Below are 18,827 nucleotides of genomic sequence, written 5' to 3' on the forward strand. Positions count from 1 at the left end.
TCCGTCGGCGATGCGCTGCGCGCCGCGCTCGCCGGTCCCGCGCGCCCGACGCTCGCGGTGTCAGGCGGCACAAGCCCGCGCCCGTTCCTGCAAACGCTGTCGCACGCGGCGCTCGACTGGGCCGGCGTCGACGTGACGCTGGTCGACGACCGCTGGGTGCCGGAGGACGACGCAGCCAGCAACGCGCACCTCGTGCGCGACACGCTGCTGCAGCACTCAGCCGCCCCCGCCCGCTTCCTGCCGCTCGTCGACACGCGCACCGCACTCGACGCGCACGTCGCCGCGCTGAACGCGAACGCCGACTACCGCGTGCCGACCGTCGCGGTGCTCGGCATGGGCGAGGACGGCCATACCGCGTCGATCTTCGCCGATGCGCCCGAATGGGATCACGCGATCACGACGCCCGAGCGTTTCGTCGCCGTCCATCCCGGCGCCGCGCCGCATGCGCGCGTGAGCTTCTCGCTCGATGCGCTCAAGCGCGTCGACCGGCTGTTCCTGCTGATCGCGGGCGAACGCAAACGCGCGGTGCTCGACGCCGCAGCCGCGTCGCTGCAGAAGAACGCGATTTCCCAACTGGCCAACGACAAGGGGACCCAGCTCGATGTCTACTGGTGCGCAAAGTAAGGCGGCCGTCGCAGGCCAGCATGCCGACGGCCCGCGCCTGCTCGCGGACGTCGGCGGCACCAACGCGCGCTTCGCGCTGGAAACCGGCCCGGGCGACATCACGCAGATCCGCGTGTATCCCGGCGCCGACTATCCGACGCTCACTGACGCGATCCGCAAATACCTGAAGGACGTGAAGATCAGCCGCGTGAACCACGCGGCGATCGCGATCGCCAATCCGGTCGACGGCGACCAGGTCACGATGACCAACCACGACTGGAGCTTCTCGATCGAGGCGACGCGCCGCGCGCTCGGCTTCGACACGTTGCTCGTCGTGAACGATTTCACCGCGCTCGCGATGGCGCTGCCGGGCCTGACCGACGCGCAGCGCGTGCAGATCGGCGGCGGCGCGCGCCGCCAGAACAGCGTGATCGGGCTGCTCGGGCCCGGCACCGGGCTCGGCGTGTCAGGACTGATTCCGGCCGACGACCGCTGGATCGCGCTCGGCAGCGAAGGCGGCCACGCATCGTTCGCGCCGCAGGACGAGCGCGAGGATCTGGTGCTGCAGTACGCACGCAAGAAGTTTCCGCACGTGTCGTTCGAACGCGTGTGCGCGGGCCCCGGCATGGAGATCATCTATCGCGCGCTTGCCGCACGCGACAAGAAGCGCGTGGCCGCGACCGTCGATACGGTCGAGATCGTCGAACGCGCACATGCGGGCGATGCACTCGCGCTCGAGACGGTCGAATGCTTCTGCGGGATTCTCGGCGCGTTCGCGGGCAGCGTCGCGCTGACGCTCGGCGCGCTTGGCGGCGTGTACATCGGCGGCGGTGTCGCGCTGAAGCTCGGCGAACTGTTCACGCGCTCGTCGTTCCGCGCGCGCTTCGAGGCAAAAGGCCGCTTCACGCACTACCTCGAGAACATCCCGACCTACCTGATCACCGCCGAATACCCGGCGTTCCTCGGCGTGTCGGCGATCCTCGCGGAGCAGCTGTCGAACCGCTCGGGCGGTGCGTCGTCGGCCGTGTTCGAGCGGATCCGCCAGATGCGCGACGCGCTGACGCCAGCCGAGCGTCGCGTCGCCGATCTCGCGCTGAACCACCCGCGCTCGATCATCAACGATCCGATCGTCGACATCGCACGCAAGGCCGACGTGAGCCAGCCGACGGTGATCCGCTTCTGCCGCTCGCTCGGCTGCCAGGGGCTGTCCGACTTCAAGCTGAAGCTCGCCACCGGCCTTACCGGCACGATCCCGATGAGCCACAGCCAGGTGCATCTTGGCGACACGGCGACCGACTTCGGCGCGAAGGTGCTCGACAACACGGTGTCCGCGATCCTGCAGCTGCGCGAGCATCTGAATTTCGAGCACGTCGAGAACGCGATCGAGATCCTGAACGGCGCGCGGCGCATCGAGTTCTACGGGCTCGGCAACTCGAACATCGTCGCGCAGGACGCGCATTACAAGTTCTTCCGCTTCGGGATCCCGACGATCGCTTACGGCGACCTGTACATGCAGGCCGCATCGGCCGCACTGCTCGGCAAGGGCGACGTGATCGTCGCGGTGTCGAAGTCGGGACGCGCGCCCGAGCTGCTGCGCGTGCTCGACGTCGCGATGCAGGCCGGTGCGAAGGTGATCGCGATCACGTCGAGCAACACGCCGCTCGCGAAGCGTGCGACCGTCGCGCTCGAAACCGACCACATCGAGATGCGCGAATCGCAGCTGTCGATGATCTCGCGGATCCTGCATCTGCTGATGATCGACATCCTCGCGGTCGGCGTCGCGATCCGCCGTGCGTCGACGAACGGCGACCTGCCCGAGGCCGTCGCCCAGGCGAAGGCCCGCGCGAGCGACGACGAAACGGCCGACGTGCTCGACTGGCTGAGCCACGGCGCATCGCCGGCGGCGAAGGACGTCGCGCGGGATTGACGCGGTGCGGCAGCAGCCGCTTCCCGCGTTCGAAACGAAAACGCCACCGGCGCAGCGCGCGCGGTGGCGTTTTTCATTCCGCCGTCAGGACGCGGTTCACGCGCCCGCCTTGACGGGCCGTCCGTGCCAGCGCAGCACGAGGTAGCGGCCGGCGAAACACAGCACGCCCGAAATGCCGATCGTCACGCCCATCGCGAACGGCGTGCCGTCCGCGAGTGCGCCGATCGCGACGCTCGCGAGCGCGCCGAGCGCCAGCTGCATCGCGCCGAACACGGCCGCCGACGCGCCCGCGTTGTGCGGATAGCGATGCATGAGGTCGGTCGTGCAGTTCGCGGACAGGATCCCGACCACGCCGACGACGAAGAACAGGCACACGACGATCGACCACAGCCCGCCCCACCCCGTCAGCGCGACGAGCGCGACCGCGAGCGACGCGATGCAGCTCACGAGCGACGCGGCCGCGATGATGCGCAGCGAGCCGAGGCGGCCGACGAGCCGTGTGTTCGCGAAGTTGCCGATCATGATGCCGACGACGTTCAGGCCGAACAGCAGCCCGTAGTGCTGCGGCGACACGTGGAAATACTCGATGTACACGAATGGCGTGGCGGTGATGTACGAGAACATCGACGCAAATGCCATCCCGCCGCACAGCATGTGGCCCCAGGCGACGGGATCGGACAGGATGCGCCCGTACGACGCAAACGACGCGAGCACGGCCGCGCTCTTGCGCCGCTCCTTCGGCCAGGTTTCGGGCACGCGCAGGTACGCGGTCGCCGCGCACACCGCGCCGAACACGGCCAGCACGACGAACACCCCGCGCCAACCGGAGAAGCGCAGGATCTGCCCGCCGATCAGCGGCGCGAGCAACGGCCCGACCGCGGTGACGATCGCGACCATCGACAGCACCTTCGCCGCGTCGGTCGGCTCGTGCGCGTCACGCGCGATCGCTCGCGACAGCACCGACGCCGCGCCGGCGCCGAGCGCCTGCAGGAAGCGCACGAGGATCAGCATGTCGATCGAAGTCGACACGAAGCAGCCGATGCTCGCGAGCGTGAACAGCGCGATGCCGCCGAGCAGCACGGGGCGTCGGCCCCACGTGTCGGACAGCGGGCCGTACAGCAGCATGCCGACCGAGAAGCCGGCCATGAAGCTCGTCAGCGTGCGCTGCGCGGCGCCGGGACTGACGGAGAAGCCGTCGGCGATCGACGGCAGGCTCGGCAGGTACATGTCGGTAGCGATCGGCCCGCAGGCGGCGAGCGCGCCGAGCAACAGGATCAGCCGGGCATCGGGCCGGCGTCGGATGACGTGAGACATGGGTATCCGGAATGGAGCCCGCGCGCATCGGGGCGCGCGTGGCGGTGAAGACGGGAGGCCGCGCCGCGAACGGCGCGCCCAGGCCCATGATTGTACGCGCAACTTTTTTACGCGCTGGCGGCGTGAGTACGCGGCGGGCCGAACGGTACCGGTGTGGCGCCCGCCACGCGGGATCGCGCACGGGGATTCGATTAAGCTTGCAGCTCCTCGCCCCTCTTGTCTGACCAATACGGACACACGACCGAACCGATGACCGCTTTCCTGTTGATCTGGAGCCCCAAAAAATGGCCGTGGCCCGAACTGCCCGACGTCGCTGCACGCGTGAAGGCCGGCGCGGCCGTGCATGACGTGTGGGGCTGCGGCTTCGCACGCGGCATCCTGCCGGGCGACCGTGTATTCCTGCATCGCGTCGCGAAGGAGCCCAAGGGCGTATTCGGCTCCGGCTACGTGACGCGTGCGCCGTACGAGGTGCCCGATCCGTCGACGAAGCGCGGCTACCGGCTGTGCATCGACTTCGTCTACGACTGGCTGGTCGACGCACACCAGGACGTGGTGATCGCGCGCGACGCGCTGCGCGTCCATCCGTACTCGGTGCAGACCTGGGACGCGCAGAGCTCCGGCACGGTAATCAAGCCGATGGTCGAAGGCCCGCTCGAGAAGCGCTGGGCCGAGCTGACCGGCAAGCGCAAGCCGCCCCCCTTGCCGGATCGATAACGGGGCCGAATCGCCCCCTCTTCCTTCCCGATCTGCGCGATCCCTCGCGCGCCGATACGCCGCAGACCGCGCCGCCGGCTCGCCGCGCGCGTCTCCGGTACAATCGGACGATCGTTCCGCCCAGGCGCCGCGGCCCGTGCACAGGCCCCCGCGCCCTTCTCTCGCAGGTTTCGCTCATGTCCAACAATCAGATCCTCTTCGAACGCGCCCAGAAGACCATTCCCGGCGGCGTCAACTCGCCGGTGCGCGCATTCCGTTCGGTCGGCGGCACGCCGCGCTTCGTCGCGCGCGCGCAAGGCCCGTATTTCTGGGATGCCGACGGCAAGCAGTACATCGACTACATCGGCTCGTGGGGCCCGATGATCGTCGGCCACGTCCATCCGGAAGTGCTGTCGGCCGTGCAGAACGTGCTCGCCGACGGCTTCTCGTTCGGCGCGCCGACCGAAGCCGAGATCGAGATCGCCGAGGAAATCTGCAAGCTCGTGCCGTCGATCGAGCAGGTGCGGATGGTGTCGAGCGGCACCGAGGCCACGATGAGCGCGCTGCGTCTCGCGCGCGGCTTCACGGGCCGCAGCCGCATCGTCAAGTTCGAAGGCTGCTACCACGGCCACGCGGACAGCCTGCTCGTGAAGGCCGGCTCGGGCCTGCTGACGTTCGGCAACCCGACGTCGGCCGGCGTGCCTGCCGACATCGCGAAGCACACGACCGTCCTCGAATACAACAACGTCGCCGCGCTCGAAGAAGCATTCGGCGCGTTCGGCGACGAGATCGCCGCCGTGATCGTCGAGCCGGTCGCGGGCAACATGAACCTCGTGCGCGGCACGCCCGAATTCCTGAACGCGCTGCGCGCGCTGTGCACGAAGCACGGCGCCGTGCTGATCTTCGACGAAGTGATGTGCGGGTTCCGCGTCGCGCTCGGTGGCGCGCAGGCTTACTACGGGATCACGGCCGACCTCACCTGCCTCGGCAAGGTGATCGGCGGCGGGATGCCGGCTGCCGCGTTCGGCGGCCGCCGCGACATCATGGCCCACCTCGCGCCGCTCGGCGGCGTCTACCAGGCCGGCACGCTGTCGGGCAACCCGATCGCGGTCGCGGCGGGCCTGAAGACGCTGCAGCTGATCCAGGCGCCGGGTTTCTACGACGCGCTCACCGCGCAGACGAAGCGTCTCGCCGACGGCCTCGCGGCCGAAGCGCGTGCGGCCGGCGTGCCGTTCGCGGCCGACTCGATCGGCGCGATGTTCGGCCTCTACTTCGCCGAACGCGTGCCGACCAGCTTCGCCGAAGTGACGAAGAGCGACACCGAGCGCTTCAACCGCTTCTTCCACCTGATGCTCGACGAAGGCGTGTACTTCGCGCCGTCCGCGTACGAGGCCGGCTTCGTGTCGAGCACGCACGACGACGCGGTGATCGACGCGACGCTCGCGGCCGCGCGCCGCGCCTTCGCGGCACTCGCTGCCTGACCCGGGTCCGCGCGCATGTTTTCGGATATCGATTTCGCCCACATGGAGCGCGCGCTCGCGCTCGCCGCGCGCGGCATGTATACGACGGCGCCGAACCCGCGTGTCGGCTGCGTGATCGTCAAGGACGGCGACGTGATCGGCGAAGGCTTCACGCAGCCGGCGGGCCAGGATCACGCTGAAGTGCAGGCGTTGAAGGACGCGCGTGCACGCGGCTACGACGTCGCCGGTTCGACCGTCTACGTGACGCTCGAGCCGTGCAGCCATTTCGGCCGCACGCCGCCGTGCGCAAACGCGCTGATCGACGCGCGCGTCGCGAAGGTCGTCGCCGCGATGGAAGACCCGAACCCGCAGGTGTCGGGACGCGGCCTCGGGATGCTGCGCGACGCGGGCATCGACGTGCGCTGCGGGCTGCTCGCGCATGAAGCCGGTGAGCTGAACATCGGCTTCGTGTCGCGGATGACGCGCGGCCGCCCGTGGGTGCGGATGAAGACCGCCGCGTCGCTCGACGGCCGCACCGCGCTGCCGTCCGGCGAAAGCCAGTGGATCACCGGCGAGGCCGCGCGCCTCGACGGGCACGCGTGGCGTGCCCGCGCCTGCGCGATCCTCACCGGCATCGGCACCGTGCGTGAAGACAATCCGCTGCTGACCGTACGCGGCATCGACACGCCGCGCCAGCCGCAGCGCATCCTGGTGGACAGCCGCCTCGACCTGCCGCTCGATGCGCGGCTGCTCGAAGGCGCGCCGCTGCTGATCTTCTGCGGACGGCTCGACGCCGCCAGTGAATTACGCGCGAACGTGCTGAAGGCGCGCGGCGCGGAAATCGTGCCGATCGCGAATGCGCAAGGCAAGGTCGACCTGCCCGCGATGCTGGCGGCGCTCGGCGCGCGCGGCGTCAACGAGCTGCACGTCGAGGCCGGCCACAAGCTGAACGGCTCGCTGCTGCGCGAGCAGTGCGTCGACGAATTGCTCGTCTACCTCGCGCCGAGCCTGCTGGGCGCCGATGCGGCCGGCATGTTCGACCTCGCCGCGCCGGCGAGCCTCGAGGCACGCACGCGGCTGTCGTTCCACGGGTTCGAGCGGGTCGGCGACGATCTGCGCATCCTCGCGCGCTTCGCGCCGCCCGACGCCACGCACTGAACGGGATCGTCACGATGTTTGCCGGCAGTGTCGCGACCGTCGGCCGTATCGAATCGATCCAGCCGCTCGGCGCGTCGGTCGATGCGGGCGGGCGCCTCACCGTGCAGGCCGGTGACAAGGTCAATCTCGAAGTCGACATGATCGCGCGCTACGTCGAACGAATGCTGTCGACGTAGCAGGGCGTGCATCAGGACTGATTGCGCGGGCGGCCCCCGAATCACGAACGGCCGCCGCTTTGCGCCATCCTTCGCGCCGTCGCCCGCAGGCGGTCACGCGTCTGCCTCCTCCCCTCCCGCGCGCGCCAGAATCGTCCCGAGCAACTGCCGTACATGCTCGCGCGCCGCGCGCTCCGCACCTTCCGCATCGCGCCTCGCGATCATGTCGAGCACATGCCGGTGTTCGGCAACGTTCCCGCCCAGCCGCGCCCAGTCGTCCATCGGACTCGCGCCGCCCGAACACATCGTCTGCACCTGCGCATACAGCGCCCTGAGCGATGTCTCGATCGTCGTATTGCGGGCGGTCGCGAGCAGCCCGTGATGGAAATCGAGGTTGGCGATGCGGTAGGCGTCGCCATCTCGCGTATCGACCGCCTTCGCCTGCCGCGTCAACGCTTCATCCAGCGCCGCGTGATCGTCGGGCGTCATGCGCTGTGCGGCCAGGCGTGCGGCCATTCCCTCGAGCGCCTCCCGCGCCTCGAAGATGGCCACGATCCGCGCGCGGTCGAACGCGATGACGAACACGCCCTGGCGCGGCACGACCTGCAGCAGCCCCTCCGCTTCCAGGCGCGAAACCGCCGCCCACACGGGCGAGCGGCTGATGCCGAGATCGCGCGACAGCGCTTCGATGCTGATCTTCTCGCCCGCCGCGAAGCGCGCTTCGTCGACCAGCATCTCGCGGATCGCCCCGTACGCGTCGCGCCCCAGTGTCGTGCGCTCGAGCGTCGCGCGCGTCATGCCGGCCTCCGGCGACGCGCGACGTGGAGCCCCTTGCCGACCGGCACGAGCGTCGTGTCAAACTCCCGCGTTGCGTCGACCGCGGCGAGATAGCCGGCGATTTCGTCCGGATGGGACAGCGCGTTGTCCGCGACGAGCAGCGCGTCGGCCGTCAGCTTCGGCAACAGGTGCGCGAGCTGCTGCGGCGCGCTCACGCGATCGGCATCGAAGAACACGCAGTCGAACGGGCCCGTCACGGCCGCGCAGACCTGCGTCGCATCGCCTTCGATCACCTGCGCCCAGTCCTGCAGCGACGCCGCGCGCAGGTTGGCCCTCGCCTGCCCGGCCTTGTCGGACGAGTACTCGACGGTGACGAGCGGCTGCCCGTCCGTTTCGCGCAGCGCATGGGCGAGCCAGATCGCGCTGTAACCATTGGACGTACCGATCTCGAGCACGCGCCTGCGCCGTGCGCCGGTGACGAGCAGGTACAGCAGTTCGGCCGTGGCCGGCTCGAGGTTGAGCATCTTGCGGCTGCGGTCGTCCGTCCGCGCATCGTTTTCCTGGCCGAAGGACGCCAGCCGGGCAAGGACGGCCGACACGGCGCTGTCGAGTTCGATCATGGGAGTCTCCGTGGCTTCATATTTCGTGTTTCGTGTTTCGTGTTTCATGATACGACTTTTTCCGGATCGACACGTGATACCGGTGAGGCCCCGCATTCCGGTGCAATCGGGACGACTGCATGACATCCACCGGCCAGCCGCTCATCCGGCACCTGGCCGAATGGCCAACGACGCGCACGGGTCATGCCACCGCGCTAAGATGCGTCGACAGCGGATTCAACGCCGCAACGCACGGCGTGCTGCGTACCGGTCACCCTCTTCCTCAAGGAGTCGTCCCCATGTCCATCTCGATGTACCAGGCTTCGCTGCCCGTGCTGATCCGTGGCCTGACCAACCTGCAGCACATCCTCGGCAAGGCGCAGGCGCATGCCGCCGAAAAGCAGATCGATCCGTCGGTGTTCGTCGGCGCCCGCCTGTACCCGGACATGCTGCCGCTCGTCCGCCAGGTCTACATCGCGACCGACACGGCCAAGGGCTGCGCCGCGCGCCTCGCCGATGTCGAGATCCCGAGCTACCCGGACGTCGAGCAGACCTTCGACGAACTGCACGCACGCGTCCAGAAAACGATCGACTACCTGAAAGGCTTCGACGCCGCGCAGATCGACGGCAGCGAGGCGCGCCAGATCGTGCTGAAGATGCGCGTCGGCCCGATCGAGTTCAGCGGCCAGTCTTACCTGCTGAATTTCGTGCTGCCCAATTTCTTCTTCCACGTGACGACCGCGTACGACATCCTGCGCCACAGCGGCGTCGAGCTCGGCAAGCTCGACTATCTGGGCGGGCGCGACCAGCACGCGTGACGCACGGCCGGGCCCAGCCCGGCCCCCTCCGCACCCGCGTGCGGGCAACGTACGACGGCCGCGCCAGGCCTGCCGCGCAAGCCGGCGCAGCGCTTTCCGGAGCGCTCGCCGGCCGCGCGCGACCCATGCCAGCCGAAACGTCGTCCGGCTGGCGTAAAATACGCACTTTCCTCTTTCACGCCCCCTTATGACGCTCGCCTCCACGCTCGACATCATCGCCGAGCTGAAAGCCGGCCGGATGGTGATCCTGGTCGACGAAGAAGACCGCGAAAACGAGGGCGACCTCGTGATCGCCGCCGAATTCGTCACGCCGGAAGCGATCAACTTCATGGCCAAGTACGGCCGCGGCCTGGTTTGTCTGACGTTGACGCAGGAACGCTGCAAGCAGCTGCACCTGCCGCTGATGACCTACCGCAACGGCACGCAGTACGGCACCGCCTTCACGGTCAGCATCGAAGCGGCCGAAGGCGTGACGACCGGCATCTCGGCCGCCGACCGTGCGCACACGATCGCCACGGCGGTCGCGCACGACGTGCGCCCCGAGCACATCGTACAGCCGGGCCATGTGTTCCCGATCATGGCGCAGCCGGGTGGCGTGCTCGTCCGCGCGGGCCATACCGAGGCCGGTTGCGACTTCACCGCGCTTGCGGGCCTCACGCCGGCCGCGGTGATCTGCGAGATCATCAAGGACGACGGCACGATGGCGCGCCTGCCCGACCTGATCGAGTTCGCGCAGGAACACAATCTGAAGATCGGCACGATCGCCGACCTGATCCAGTACCGCAGCCGCACCGAATCGATCATCGAGCGGATCGCCGAGCGCACGATGCAGACCGCGCACGGCACGTTCCGCGCGGTGCTGTACCGCGACCAGCCTAGCGGCTCGCCGCACATCGCGCTGGTGCGCGGTGCGCCGTCGCCGGACGTCGATACGCCGGTGCGCGTGCACGAGCCGCTGTCGGTGCTCGACCTGCTCGAGACGAGCGTGTCCACGCACTCGTGGACGCTCGACGCCGCAATGCGCGAGATCGCGGAACGCGACCTCGGCGTGATCGTGCTGCTCAACTGCGGCGACACGAAGGAACACCTGATCGACGTCTTCAAGGCGTTCGACGAGGAAGAAAAGGCCGCCGCGCTCAAGCGCCGGCCGGTTGATTTCAAGACGTTCGGCATCGGCGCGCAGATCCTGCGCGATGTCGGCGTCAGCAAGATGCAGGTGCTGTCGAATCCGCGCAAGCTGGGCAGCATGTCCGGCTACGGCCTGGAAGTCACGGGCTTCATTCCGATGCCCGGCGGCGAAGCCAAGTCCTGCCCGGCGTCCAACGCGTAACCCGCCACGGCGCTTTCGCCCTATAACCGTTCATCCACACCACGGACAAGATCATGGAAATCGGACAATACCAACCGAATCTCGAAGGCGACGGCCTGCGTATCGGCATCGTGCAATCGCGCTTCAACGAGCCCGTGTGCAACGGCCTCGCCGACGCGTGCGTCGAGGAACTGGAGCGCCTCGGCGTCACCGGTGAAGACGTGCTGCTCGTGTCGGTGCCCGGCGCGCTGGAAATCCCGCTCGCGCTGCAAAAGCTCGCGGAAAGCGGCCAGTTCGACGCGCTGATCGCACTCGGCGCAGTGATCCGCGGCGAGACCTACCACTTCGAACTCGTGTCGAACGAGAGCGGCGCGGGCATCACCCGCATCGGCCTCGACTTCAACCTGCCGATCGCGAACGCGGTCCTGACGACCGAAAACGACGAGCAGGCCGTCGCGCGCATGACCGAAAAGGGTCGTGACGCCGCACGCGTCGCCGTCGAGATGGCCAACCTGACGATGGCGCTCGACCAACTCGGCGATGACGACGAGGACGAGGAAGAAGACGAAGACGACGAAGAGGAGCGCGCATGAAGAAGAGCGCCCGCCGACAATCGCGCGAGCTGGCGACGCAGGGGCTGTACCAGTGGCTGCTGTCGAACGCGTCCTCCGGTGAGATCGACGCGCAACTGCGTGGCGCGCTCGGTTACGACAAGGCCGACAAGGAGCTGCTCGACGCGATCCTGCACGGCGTGATCCGCGAGCACGCCACGCTCGTCGAAGCGCTGACGCCGTCGCTCGACCGCCCGATCGACCAGCTGTCGCCGGTCGAACGCGCCGTGCTGCTGATCGCGACGTTCGAGCTCACGCACCACGTCGAAACGCCGTACCGCGTGATCATCAACGAAGCTGTCGAACTCGCGAAGACGTTCGGCGGCTCCGACGGCTACAAGTACGTGAACGGCGTGCTCGACAAGCTCGCCGCGAAGCTGCGCCCCGCCGAAACGCAGGCGCGCCGCAACGGCTGAACCCGTTGGTCCGGAACGGGCGCATACGCGCCCGTTTTTTCTTTTGCCTCGCCTCCCTCGCCCTGCCCGCCCGATGAATACCGCCACCGATTCGCTCGTCAGACTCGCCGCACGCGTCGACGCGATCCAGCCCTTCTACGTGATGGAATTGATGAAGGAGGCACAGCGTCTCGAGTCCTCGGGGCGCGATGTTATCCACATGGGTATCGGCGAGCCGGATTTCACTGCGCCGGAGCCGGTTGTCGAAGCGGCTGCGGCCGCGCTGCGCCGTGGCGTCACCCAATATACGAGCGCACTCGGCATTGCGCCGCTGCGCGAGGCGATCGCCGCGCACTACGCGCGTGCCTACGGCCTCACGATCAGTCCGGAACGGATCGTCGTGACGGCCGGCGCGTCGGCCGCGCTGCTGCTCGCGTGCCTCGCGCTCGTCGGGCGTGACGACGAGGTGCTGATGCCCGACCCGTCGTATCCGTGCAACCGGCACTTCGTCGCGGCGGCCGAAGGCCGCGCGGTGCTCGTGCCGAGCGGCCCGGACGCGCGCTTTCAGCTCACCGAGGATGACGTCCGTACGCGCTGGGGCGACCGCACGCGCGGCGTGCTGCTCGCCTCGCCGTCGAACCCGACCGGCACGTCGCTCGAACCCGACGAACTGAAGCGGATCGTCGAAGCCGTGCGCGCACGCGGCGGCTTCACGATCGTCGACGAGATCTACCAGGGGCTCAGCTACGACGCGGCGCCCGTGTCGGCGCTGTCGTTCGGCGACGACGTCGTCACCGTGAACAGCTTCTCCAAGTATTTCAGCATGACGGGCTGGCGGCTCGGCTGGCTGGTCGTGCCGCCCGCGCTGGTCGGCACGTTCGAGAAGCTGGCGCAGAACCTGTTCATCTGCCCGTCCGCGCTCGCGCAGCACGCGGCGCTCGCGTGCTTCGAGCCGGCCGCGCTCGACATCTACGAAGCACGCCGGCTCGAATTCAAGCGCCGCCGCGACTTCATCGCACCGGCGCTCGAACGGCTCGGCTTCACGGTGCCCGTGATGCCGGACGGCGCGTTCTATGTATATGCGCACTGCGGCGGCGTCGCCCACCCGGCGGCCGGCGACAGCGCCGCGCTCACGACGGCGATGCTGCACGACGCGGGGGTCGTGCTGGTGCCCGGCATGGACTTCGGCGTCCATGCGCCGCGCGACTATATCCGCCTGTCCTATGCGACGGCCTACTCGCGGCTCGAGGAAGCGGTCGACCGACTCGCGACCCTGTTCGGGCAGCACTGACACGCGGCTGCCGTGGCGGCCATTCCGCACACCGCACAAACAAAAAGGCACCCGGATCGGGTGCCTTTTTCCATTCCTGCCTGCCGGAGGTGTGCGTAAGTTACGCGCCCAGCTCCGAACGGTCGCCGTGCGCCTGCTTCGCGGTATCGACGCTCGCGTCGTCCTGCGACGTGGCTTCCTTCGATGCCGTCGACTTCGCCGAGGTTTCGAGCGTCGCATGCACGCGCTTCGCGCCGCCTGCGGCTGCCGCCGTCACGGCAGCGGCCGTGACGATCGGCTTCGCCGGCGCCTGCGGTGCATTGACCGGCACGCTACGGCCACGCGCGACGTCACGCAGGCGACCGCGCTCGGCCATCACCTTCGAACCGTAGCCGTTGTCCTCGGGGTTCGTCGAGCCGTTGTACATGCGCAGGCCGGTCGCGAGCGAGCCGCCACGTGCGATGCAGTCCTTCAGCACGAGTGCGCCGACCTGGAGGTTCGCGAGCGGCTGCAGCGCGGTATCGGTGCCGCCGAAATACTCGAACTTGTCGGAATGAACCTTCGACATGACCTGCATCAGGCCCTTCGCGCCGACGCCGCTTTCGGCGTACGGGTTGAAGCCCGATTCGATCGCCATCACGGACAGCAGCAGCAGCGGATCGAGGCCAACGTCACGGCCGGTCTGGAACGCAGCCTTGACGAGCTGGCCGAGCGGCTCCTGGGCGACGCGGTAACGGCGCGACAGGTAGGTCGCGACGAGCGCCTGTTCGCGATTCGATGCGAGTGCACGGTCGTCACGCGCATCGGCTGCCACGCGCTGGGTCGGGATCAGCTTCGCAAGCGCGACGGGCGACGGGCCGTTGCGGGCCGGATCGGACGCATCGCCCTGCGCGGCGGCGGCTTCCGGTGCGACGTCGAGGCCGACCGCAAGCGCGTCCGTTTCGGGGCTGTTGTCTTCCTGCTGCGGCTGCGCGCCGGCGGGCGCGAAGTTCGGCAGCGGATGGCCGGTCAGCAGACGGGCCGGGCCAGCTTGCACGGCCGCGGATACGACCGGCATCAGCTTCGCGGCAAGCGTACCGCGGACGGTTGGCAGCAGCCACAGTGCAAGCGCAACTGCGACAGCGAGACAGCCGACAACGCTGAATAGATGGTGACTGACACGCGTCCCGCGACGCAGCATGCTGCGCACGAACTGCGCATGCTGCTCACTAGGACGCCACGATAACCAAGCGTTCATTCAGATCATCTCCCATGAACATGACTCGTGCGGCTCGCTCAGCTCGATGGCGAGACAGGTAACGCGCCGCGGAATCACGACGCCGCACGCTTTGGTTGGGGCGTGCAAGCATCGGGGAAACGGTATAAGTACCGTTCGAGGCCACGGTGTAAGAGGGCCGGCACCTTCGCACACTGGGCGAGGCGGGCATACGCGGTGGCACCCACGCAAAAAACCAGCGTCTGGTGGCGCTGGCCGGGACTACGACTAAGGCCGTCGGATACGCCGTGCAGGATTCGGCGGACGGTGACGCGCTGCGTCAAAGATCGGTGATTGGCGGCTCGAAGCCTTTTACCCTGCAGCCAATGTGAGCGGATTCTAGCAGGGTTTTATAGATCGTCAACACTATAAAACCTTGAAATTATAACAAAAAGTAATTTAAGAGCAGTCTTCAGATCGCCAGCCCCTTGCCGTAGGGGGTTTGCGCGCAGTCGACTTTTTTCTCCGCCGGGCGGGCATGCGGCGGCACGGGTAAAATCGTCGGTCGATTCGGGGTCGCAGCCGGACGCTGCGCCCACCCATCGCTGCCCGCCTGGCGGGTGGCCCGGACCATCTTCATGAAATACAAAGACTTACGCGATTTCATCCAGCGCCTCGAGGCGCTCGGCGAACTGCGGCGCGTCACGCAGCCCGTGTCGCCCGTGCTCGAAATGACCGAGCTGTGCGACCGCGTGCTGCGCGCCGGCGGCCCTGCGCTGCTGTTCAACGCACCGACCGGCTACGACTTTCCGGTGCTCGGCAACCTGTTCGGCACGCCGCGCCGCGTCGCGCTCGGCATGGGCGTCGATGCGGGCGACGACGCCGCGCTCGATTCGCTGCGCGATCTCGGGCGCCTGCTGTCCGCGCTGAAGGAACCCGATCCGCCGAAGAGCCTGAAGGACGCCGGCAAGCTGCTGTCGCTCGCGAAGGCCGTGTGGGACATGGCGCCGAAGTCGGTGTCGTCGCCACCGTGCCAGGAGATCGTCTGGGAAGGCAACGACGTCGACCTGAACAGGCTGCCAATCCAGACCTGCTGGCCCGGCGATGCGGGGCCGCTCGTCACGTGGGGCCTGACGGTCACGCGCGGGCCGAACAAGTCGCGGCAGAATCTTGGGATCTACCGTCAGCAGTTGATCGGCCGCAACAAGCTGATCATGCGCTGGCTCGCGCATCGCGGCGGCGCGCTCGACTTCCGCGAATTCGCGCTGCAGAACCCCGGCAAGCCGTACCCGGTCGCCGTCGTGCTCGGCGCCGATCCGGCCACGACGCTCGGCGCGGTGACGCCCGTGCCCGATTCGCTGTCCGAGTACCAGTTCGCCGGCCTGCTGCGCGGCAGCCGCACGGAGCTCGCGAAGTGCCTGACGCCCGGCGTCGACACGCTGCAGGTGCCCGCGCGCGCGGAGATCGTGCTCGAAGGCTTCATTTATCCGCAGGAAGGCGCCCCCGCCCCCGCTCCGGCTGGCGCACCGCCGCGCCCGGTCGGCAATGCATCGGCCAAGTACGAGCACGCGCTCGAAGGCCCGTATGGCGACCACACCGGCTATTACAACGAGCAGGAGTGGTTCCCGGTGTTCACCGTCGAGCGCATCACGATGCGCCGCGACGCGATCTACCACTCGACCTACACGGGCAAGCCGCCTGACGAGCCCGCGGTGCTCGGCGTCGCGCTCAACGAAGTGTTCGTGCCGCTGCTGCAGAAGCAGTTCACCGAGATCACCGACTTCTACCTGCCGCCCGAAGGCTGCAGCTACCGGATGGCCATCGTCCAGATGAAGAAGAGCTACGCGGGCCACGCGAAGCGCGTGATGTTCGGCGTGTGGAGCTTCCTGCGGCAGTTCATGTATACGAAGTTCATCGTGGTCGTCGACGAGGACGTGAACATCCGCGACTGGAAGGAAGTGATCTGGGCGATCACGACGCGCGTCGACCCCGTGCGCGACACCGTGATGGTCGACAGCACGCCGATCGACTATCTCGACTTCGCGTCGCCGGTTGCCGGCCTCGGTTCGAAGATGGGGCTCGACGCGACCAACAAGTGGCCCGGCGAGACCAACCGCGAATGGGGCCGCCCGATCGAGATGGACGCGGCCGTGAAGGCGCGCGTCGACCAGCTCTGGCAGGAGATCGGTCTCTGACACCACGTGGCCGGCGCCTGCCGGCCTGTGGACTGCCATCGCCACAAGAACGACGAAGATGACTTTTCCGCCCGCCTCCATGCTGTCCGACGGTTTCTTTCTGTCGCTGTCGCTGTGTCTCGACATCGGCCTCGTCAATGTCGCGATGCTGTCGCTGACGCTGTCGCACGGCTTCCGGCCGGGCTTCTGGCTCGGCATCGGCTCGTGCGTCGGCGATCTCGTCTATGCGGCGCTCGCGCTCGCAGGGATGGCCGTGCTGCTGCAGTTCGAGCCGGTGCGCTGGATCGTGTGGATCGGCGGTGGCGCCGTGCTGCTGTTCCTCACGTGGAAGATGGCGCGCGAAGCGCTCACGCCGGCCAAGGCGGCCGGCGACGATGCCGAGGACACGCCTCAGCCGCGCGCGAGTGCGCGGCGCAGTTTCCTGCGCGGGATGCTGCTCGCGATGTCGTCGCCGAGCGCGATCCTGTGGTTCGCGGCGGTCGGTGGCGCGCTGATCGCGAAGGCCGGCGCGACCACGCCGGCCACCGCGTCGGTGTTCCTGTCGGGCTTTTTCCTCGGCGGCCTCGCATGGACGCTCTTCATGTGCACGCTCGCGAGCCAGGGCCGCAAGCGCGCGGGCGCCGGGCTGATGCGCGCGTGTCACATCGCGTCGGCGCTGCTGTTCGCGTATTTCTCGTACAGCGTGATCGTCGGCGGCTACCGCGACCTGATCGTGCACACGGTGTAATCGCAGCCGGCCCGCACGGGTAGCCCACCGAAGTCAGGCGGCGGGCTCCAAAGAAAAAACGGCGCAGCGCCCCTCGCGGGACGTTGCGCCGTTTTGCCAAGCGCGGTCAAGCCGCGCGGCACGAATCAGCGACGCCAGTAACCGTGATGGCCCCAGCCGCCACCATAGTAGCCATGACGCCAGTACGGACGGCCATAGTAGCCACCGACGACCACGGCGGGCGGCGGCGCGTAGTAGGCCGGCGCCGGTGCGTAATAGACGGGCGGAGGCGGCGGCGCGTAGTACACGGGCGGCGGCGGTGCATAGACGGGATACGCGGGCGCGACCGGGATACCGATGCCGACCCCGATCGACACGTGAGCCTGCGCAGCGCTTGCGGCACCCAGGCCCAGCGCGGCGGCGGCGATGAACGGAATGAGCTTTTTCACTTCGATTCTCCTGCTGGAGCGGTATTTTATGCGCCCCTGTCGGCAACGGCGGGCATGCACGTCGCATGGAAGCAATGTAGCGAAAACCCGCCCCTCGCGTATCGTGCATTTGTTGCAAATTGCAATTGCACGCGGGCGAAGGCGCCGTGTGGCGTGGCTCGCAGCATCGGCGGGGACCCTTGCGGGTCGAGCGATTCCGTCCGACGAGTCGGGTCGCAACATCATGGCCGGTCAGTCTTACCGGATACGGCGCGCGCAGCAGGCACGCAACCGTAATGAACGATTACAAATTTGAGACAAGATGCCGACATTTCAAGCCGGATACGGGGGCGATATGTTTCGGGGTCGGATTCGACGATCGTGAATCGACCGTGACGCCGGGCGCCGATCCACGCGTCGAACGCGCCGCCTACCGGTCATCCATGCACGTGTCCGCGCGGACAGGCGCCTTTCGCGGCCCCGCCGTCATTCCTGCGATACTGGCGGTTGCTTCGTTTTCGCTTACGTCCGTTGCCATGTCCCTCCCCGACACACCCCGCCTCGGCTTCATCGGCGCCGGCCGTCTCGCGCGCTGCGTCGCGCAGCGCTTCGCGCAGGCCGGCTTTCCGGTCGTTGCGATCGCGAGCCGCACCCCCGCGTCGGCCGCGACGCTCGCTGCGCGCATCGACGGCTGCCAGGCGGTCGACACGCCGCAGCAGGTCGTCGACGCCGCCGACCTGATCTTCCTGACGGTGCCCGACGACCATCTCGCGTCAACCGCCGCGGCGCTGCACTTCGACGCCTCGCTCGCCGCGCAGCAGGCCGTCGTTCCCTGCCGCGGCGCGTCGGCGGTCGCCCTGCTCGATCCGGCGAAGCAGCAAGGCGCGGCCACCGGCGGCTTCCATCCGCTCTACCTGTTCGGCGGCACCGACGCCGACCTCGCCCGCATCGACGGCTGCTCGGTCACGCTCGAAGCCGACGGCGCATTGCATGCGACGCTGCTGCGACTTGCTGCCGCACTCGGCTGCCATCCGCTGTCGATTCCGGCCGGCGGCCGGATGCTCTATCACGCGGCCGCGCACTACGCGGCGAGCTTCGCGCTGTGCGGGCTGGCGGAAGCGGTCGAGCTGTGGCGCGGCCTCGGTTTCGACGAAGACGCCGCGCTGCGCGCGCTGCTGCCGATGCTGGCCGGCACGATCGAAACCGCGCGCGAC

The 18,827-nt window shown here is 68.2% G+C and carries 18 protein-coding genes and 1 pseudogene; 14 read left to right on the top strand and 5 right to left on the bottom strand.

Translation table 11 applies throughout. The annotated features are described in order from the left end of the window. Together pgl and G3N93_RS15660 are read left to right on the top strand one after the other, a co-directional pair. A partial coding sequence (gene pgl / locus G3N93_RS15655; protein ID WP_206133429.1) for a 6-phosphogluconolactonase occupies positions 1–624 on the top strand: 624 nt, incomplete at its 5' end. Then, positions 602–2,530 carry a bifunctional transcriptional regulator/glucokinase gene (locus G3N93_RS15660; protein WP_174941427.1) on the top strand — a complete coding sequence of 643 codons (1,929 nt, stop codon included), beginning with the start codon at positions 602–604 and terminating at the stop codon, positions 2,528–2,530. The genes pgl and G3N93_RS15660, both read left to right, overlap by 23 nt. Before the next feature lie 96 nt (positions 2,531–2,626). Here the strand turns inward: G3N93_RS15660 and G3N93_RS15665 are convergent, their stop codons facing one another. Continuing rightward, positions 2,627–3,844 carry a Bcr/CflA family multidrug efflux MFS transporter gene (locus tag G3N93_RS15665; protein WP_174941429.1) on the bottom strand — a complete coding sequence of 406 codons (1,218 nt, stop codon included), beginning with the start codon at positions 3,842–3,844 and terminating at the stop codon, positions 2,627–2,629. 249 nt (positions 3,845–4,093) lie between these two features. Between G3N93_RS15665 and G3N93_RS15670 the strand changes: the two genes are divergently transcribed. The 4 genes and pseudogenes from G3N93_RS15670 to G3N93_RS15685 form a co-directional block, all read left to right on the top strand. After that, positions 4,094–4,558 carry a hypothetical protein gene (locus tag G3N93_RS15670; protein WP_206133430.1) on the top strand — a complete coding sequence of 155 codons (465 nt, stop codon included), beginning with the start codon at positions 4,094–4,096 and terminating at the stop codon, positions 4,556–4,558. Positions 4,559–4,734: 176 nt separating this feature from the next. Further along, positions 4,735–6,018, top strand: coding sequence for a glutamate-1-semialdehyde 2,1-aminomutase (hemL, locus tag G3N93_RS15675; protein WP_014897811.1), 1,284 nt, complete (start codon positions 4,735–4,737; stop codon positions 6,016–6,018). Positions 6,019–6,033: 15 nt separating this feature from the next. Further along, the gene (gene ribD / locus G3N93_RS15680; protein ID WP_206133431.1) at positions 6,034–7,155 is read left to right on the top strand and encodes a bifunctional diaminohydroxyphosphoribosylaminopyrimidine deaminase/5-amino-6-(5-phosphoribosylamino)uracil reductase RibD; all 1,122 of its coding nucleotides are present in this window, start codon (positions 6,034–6,036) and stop codon (positions 7,153–7,155) included. A 98-nt stretch (positions 7,156–7,253) separates the two neighbouring features. Continuing rightward, positions 7,254–7,331, top strand: a pseudogene (locus G3N93_RS15685) (riboflavin synthase); the annotation flags it as partial. Between the two features lie 93 nt (positions 7,332–7,424). Here the strand turns inward: G3N93_RS15685 and G3N93_RS15690 are convergent. Next, entirely contained in the window at positions 7,425–8,108 is a 684-nt protein-coding gene (locus tag G3N93_RS15690) for a GntR family transcriptional regulator (protein ID WP_206133432.1), read from the bottom strand. After that, on the bottom strand, positions 8,105–8,707 hold the full coding sequence (locus tag G3N93_RS15695; protein WP_174941439.1) for an O-methyltransferase: 603 nt from the start codon (positions 8,705–8,707) through the stop codon (positions 8,105–8,107). The genes G3N93_RS15690 and G3N93_RS15695 overlap by 4 nt, the downstream gene beginning before the upstream one ends. Positions 8,708–8,985: 278 nt before the next feature. Here G3N93_RS15695 and G3N93_RS15700 point away from each other — a divergent pair, with 278 nt between their 5' ends. The 5 genes from G3N93_RS15700 to G3N93_RS15720 all read left to right on the top strand — a co-directional run bounded on the left by G3N93_RS15700 (position 8,986) and on the right by G3N93_RS15720 (position 13,110). Next, positions 8,986–9,504, top strand: a complete 519-nt coding sequence (locus tag G3N93_RS15700) for a DUF1993 family protein (RefSeq protein ID WP_174941441.1) — start codon at positions 8,986–8,988, stop codon at positions 9,502–9,504. Positions 9,505–9,691: 187 nt separating this feature from the next. After that, entirely contained in the window at positions 9,692–10,834 is a 1,143-nt protein-coding gene (gene ribBA, locus G3N93_RS15705) for a bifunctional 3,4-dihydroxy-2-butanone-4-phosphate synthase/GTP cyclohydrolase II (RefSeq protein ID WP_206133433.1), read from the top strand. Between the two features lie 53 nt (positions 10,835–10,887). Continuing rightward, entirely contained in the window at positions 10,888–11,406 is a 519-nt protein-coding gene (gene ribH, locus G3N93_RS15710; protein ID WP_011351235.1) for a 6,7-dimethyl-8-ribityllumazine synthase, read from the top strand. Beyond that, positions 11,403–11,840: a transcription antitermination factor NusB gene (gene nusB, locus G3N93_RS15715; RefSeq protein ID WP_021157083.1), complete on the top strand. Its 438-nt coding sequence runs from the start codon at positions 11,403–11,405 to the stop codon at positions 11,838–11,840. Before ribH ends, nusB begins: the two co-directional genes overlap by 4 nt. A 73-nt stretch (positions 11,841–11,913) precedes the next feature. Continuing rightward, on the top strand, positions 11,914–13,110 hold the full coding sequence (locus G3N93_RS15720; protein ID WP_039371039.1) for a pyridoxal phosphate-dependent aminotransferase: 1,197 nt from the start codon (positions 11,914–11,916) through the stop codon (positions 13,108–13,110). Positions 13,111–13,210: 100 nt separating this feature from the next. Here G3N93_RS15720 and G3N93_RS15725 read toward each other — a convergent pair whose 3' ends face one another. Then, the gene (locus tag G3N93_RS15725) at positions 13,211–14,326 is read right to left on the bottom strand and encodes a lytic transglycosylase domain-containing protein (RefSeq protein ID WP_206133434.1); all 1,116 of its coding nucleotides are present in this window, start codon (positions 14,324–14,326) and stop codon (positions 13,211–13,213) included. Between the two features lie 596 nt (positions 14,327–14,922). Between G3N93_RS15725 and G3N93_RS15730 the strand changes: the two genes are divergently transcribed. After that, positions 14,923–16,479 (top strand): UbiD family decarboxylase, encoded by a 1,557-nt coding sequence (locus tag G3N93_RS15730; protein ID WP_206133435.1) that lies wholly within the window; start codon positions 14,923–14,925, stop codon positions 16,477–16,479. 58 nt (positions 16,480–16,537) lie between these two features. Continuing rightward, positions 16,538–17,206, top strand: a complete 669-nt coding sequence (locus G3N93_RS15735) for a LysE family translocator (RefSeq protein ID WP_174941449.1) — start codon at positions 16,538–16,540, stop codon at positions 17,204–17,206. A 125-nt stretch (positions 17,207–17,331) separates the two neighbouring features. Here G3N93_RS15735 and G3N93_RS15740 read toward each other — a convergent pair whose 3' ends face one another. Continuing rightward, positions 17,332–17,634: a hypothetical protein gene (locus G3N93_RS15740; protein ID WP_041492762.1), complete on the bottom strand. Its 303-nt coding sequence runs from the start codon at positions 17,632–17,634 to the stop codon at positions 17,332–17,334. Positions 17,635–18,149: 515 nt separating this feature from the next. Between G3N93_RS15740 and G3N93_RS15745 the strand changes: the two genes are divergently transcribed. Further along, positions 18,150–18,827 (top strand): DUF2520 domain-containing protein (locus G3N93_RS15745; RefSeq protein WP_206133436.1); only part of this gene is annotated, 678 nt, incomplete at its 3' end.

The organism is Burkholderia sp. Se-20378, from assembly GCF_017104665.1.
GTDB classification, from domain to species: domain Bacteria; phylum Pseudomonadota; class Gammaproteobacteria; order Burkholderiales; family Burkholderiaceae; genus Burkholderia; species Burkholderia lata.

Excerpts from the sequence above, each read along its gene's own strand:
- G3N93_RS15730 (WP_206133435.1), top strand. The coding sequence starts at position 14,923 with ATGAAATACAAAGACTTACGCGATTTCATCCAGCGCCTCGAGGCGCTC.
- G3N93_RS15690 (WP_206133432.1), bottom strand. The coding sequence starts at position 8,108 with ATGACGCGCGCGACGCTCGAGCGCACGACACTGGGGCGCGACGCGTAC.
- G3N93_RS15665 (WP_174941429.1), bottom strand. The coding sequence starts at position 3,844 with ATGTCTCACGTCATCCGACGCCGGCCCGATGCCCGGCTGATCCTGTTG.
- ribH (WP_011351235.1), top strand. The coding sequence starts at position 10,888 with ATGGAAATCGGACAATACCAACCGAATCTCGAAGGCGACGGCCTGCGT.
- G3N93_RS15700 (WP_174941441.1), top strand. The coding sequence starts at position 8,986 with ATGTCCATCTCGATGTACCAGGCTTCGCTGCCCGTGCTGATCCGTGGC.
- G3N93_RS15725 (WP_206133434.1), bottom strand. The coding sequence starts at position 14,326 with ATGAACGCTTGGTTATCGTGGCGTCCTAGTGAGCAGCATGCGCAGTTC.
- ribD (WP_206133431.1), top strand. The coding sequence starts at position 6,034 with ATGTTTTCGGATATCGATTTCGCCCACATGGAGCGCGCGCTCGCGCTC.
- G3N93_RS15720 (WP_039371039.1), top strand. The coding sequence starts at position 11,914 with ATGAATACCGCCACCGATTCGCTCGTCAGACTCGCCGCACGCGTCGAC.
- G3N93_RS15695 (WP_174941439.1), bottom strand. The coding sequence starts at position 8,707 with ATGATCGAACTCGACAGCGCCGTGTCGGCCGTCCTTGCCCGGCTGGCG.
- G3N93_RS15660 (WP_174941427.1), top strand. The coding sequence starts at position 602 with ATGTCTACTGGTGCGCAAAGTAAGGCGGCCGTCGCAGGCCAGCATGCC.
- hemL (WP_014897811.1), top strand. The coding sequence starts at position 4,735 with ATGTCCAACAATCAGATCCTCTTCGAACGCGCCCAGAAGACCATTCCC.
- G3N93_RS15735 (WP_174941449.1), top strand. The coding sequence starts at position 16,538 with ATGACTTTTCCGCCCGCCTCCATGCTGTCCGACGGTTTCTTTCTGTCG.
- nusB (WP_021157083.1), top strand. The coding sequence starts at position 11,403 with ATGAAGAAGAGCGCCCGCCGACAATCGCGCGAGCTGGCGACGCAGGGG.
- ribBA (WP_206133433.1), top strand. The coding sequence starts at position 9,692 with ATGACGCTCGCCTCCACGCTCGACATCATCGCCGAGCTGAAAGCCGGC.
- G3N93_RS15670 (WP_206133430.1), top strand. The coding sequence starts at position 4,094 with ATGACCGCTTTCCTGTTGATCTGGAGCCCCAAAAAATGGCCGTGGCCC.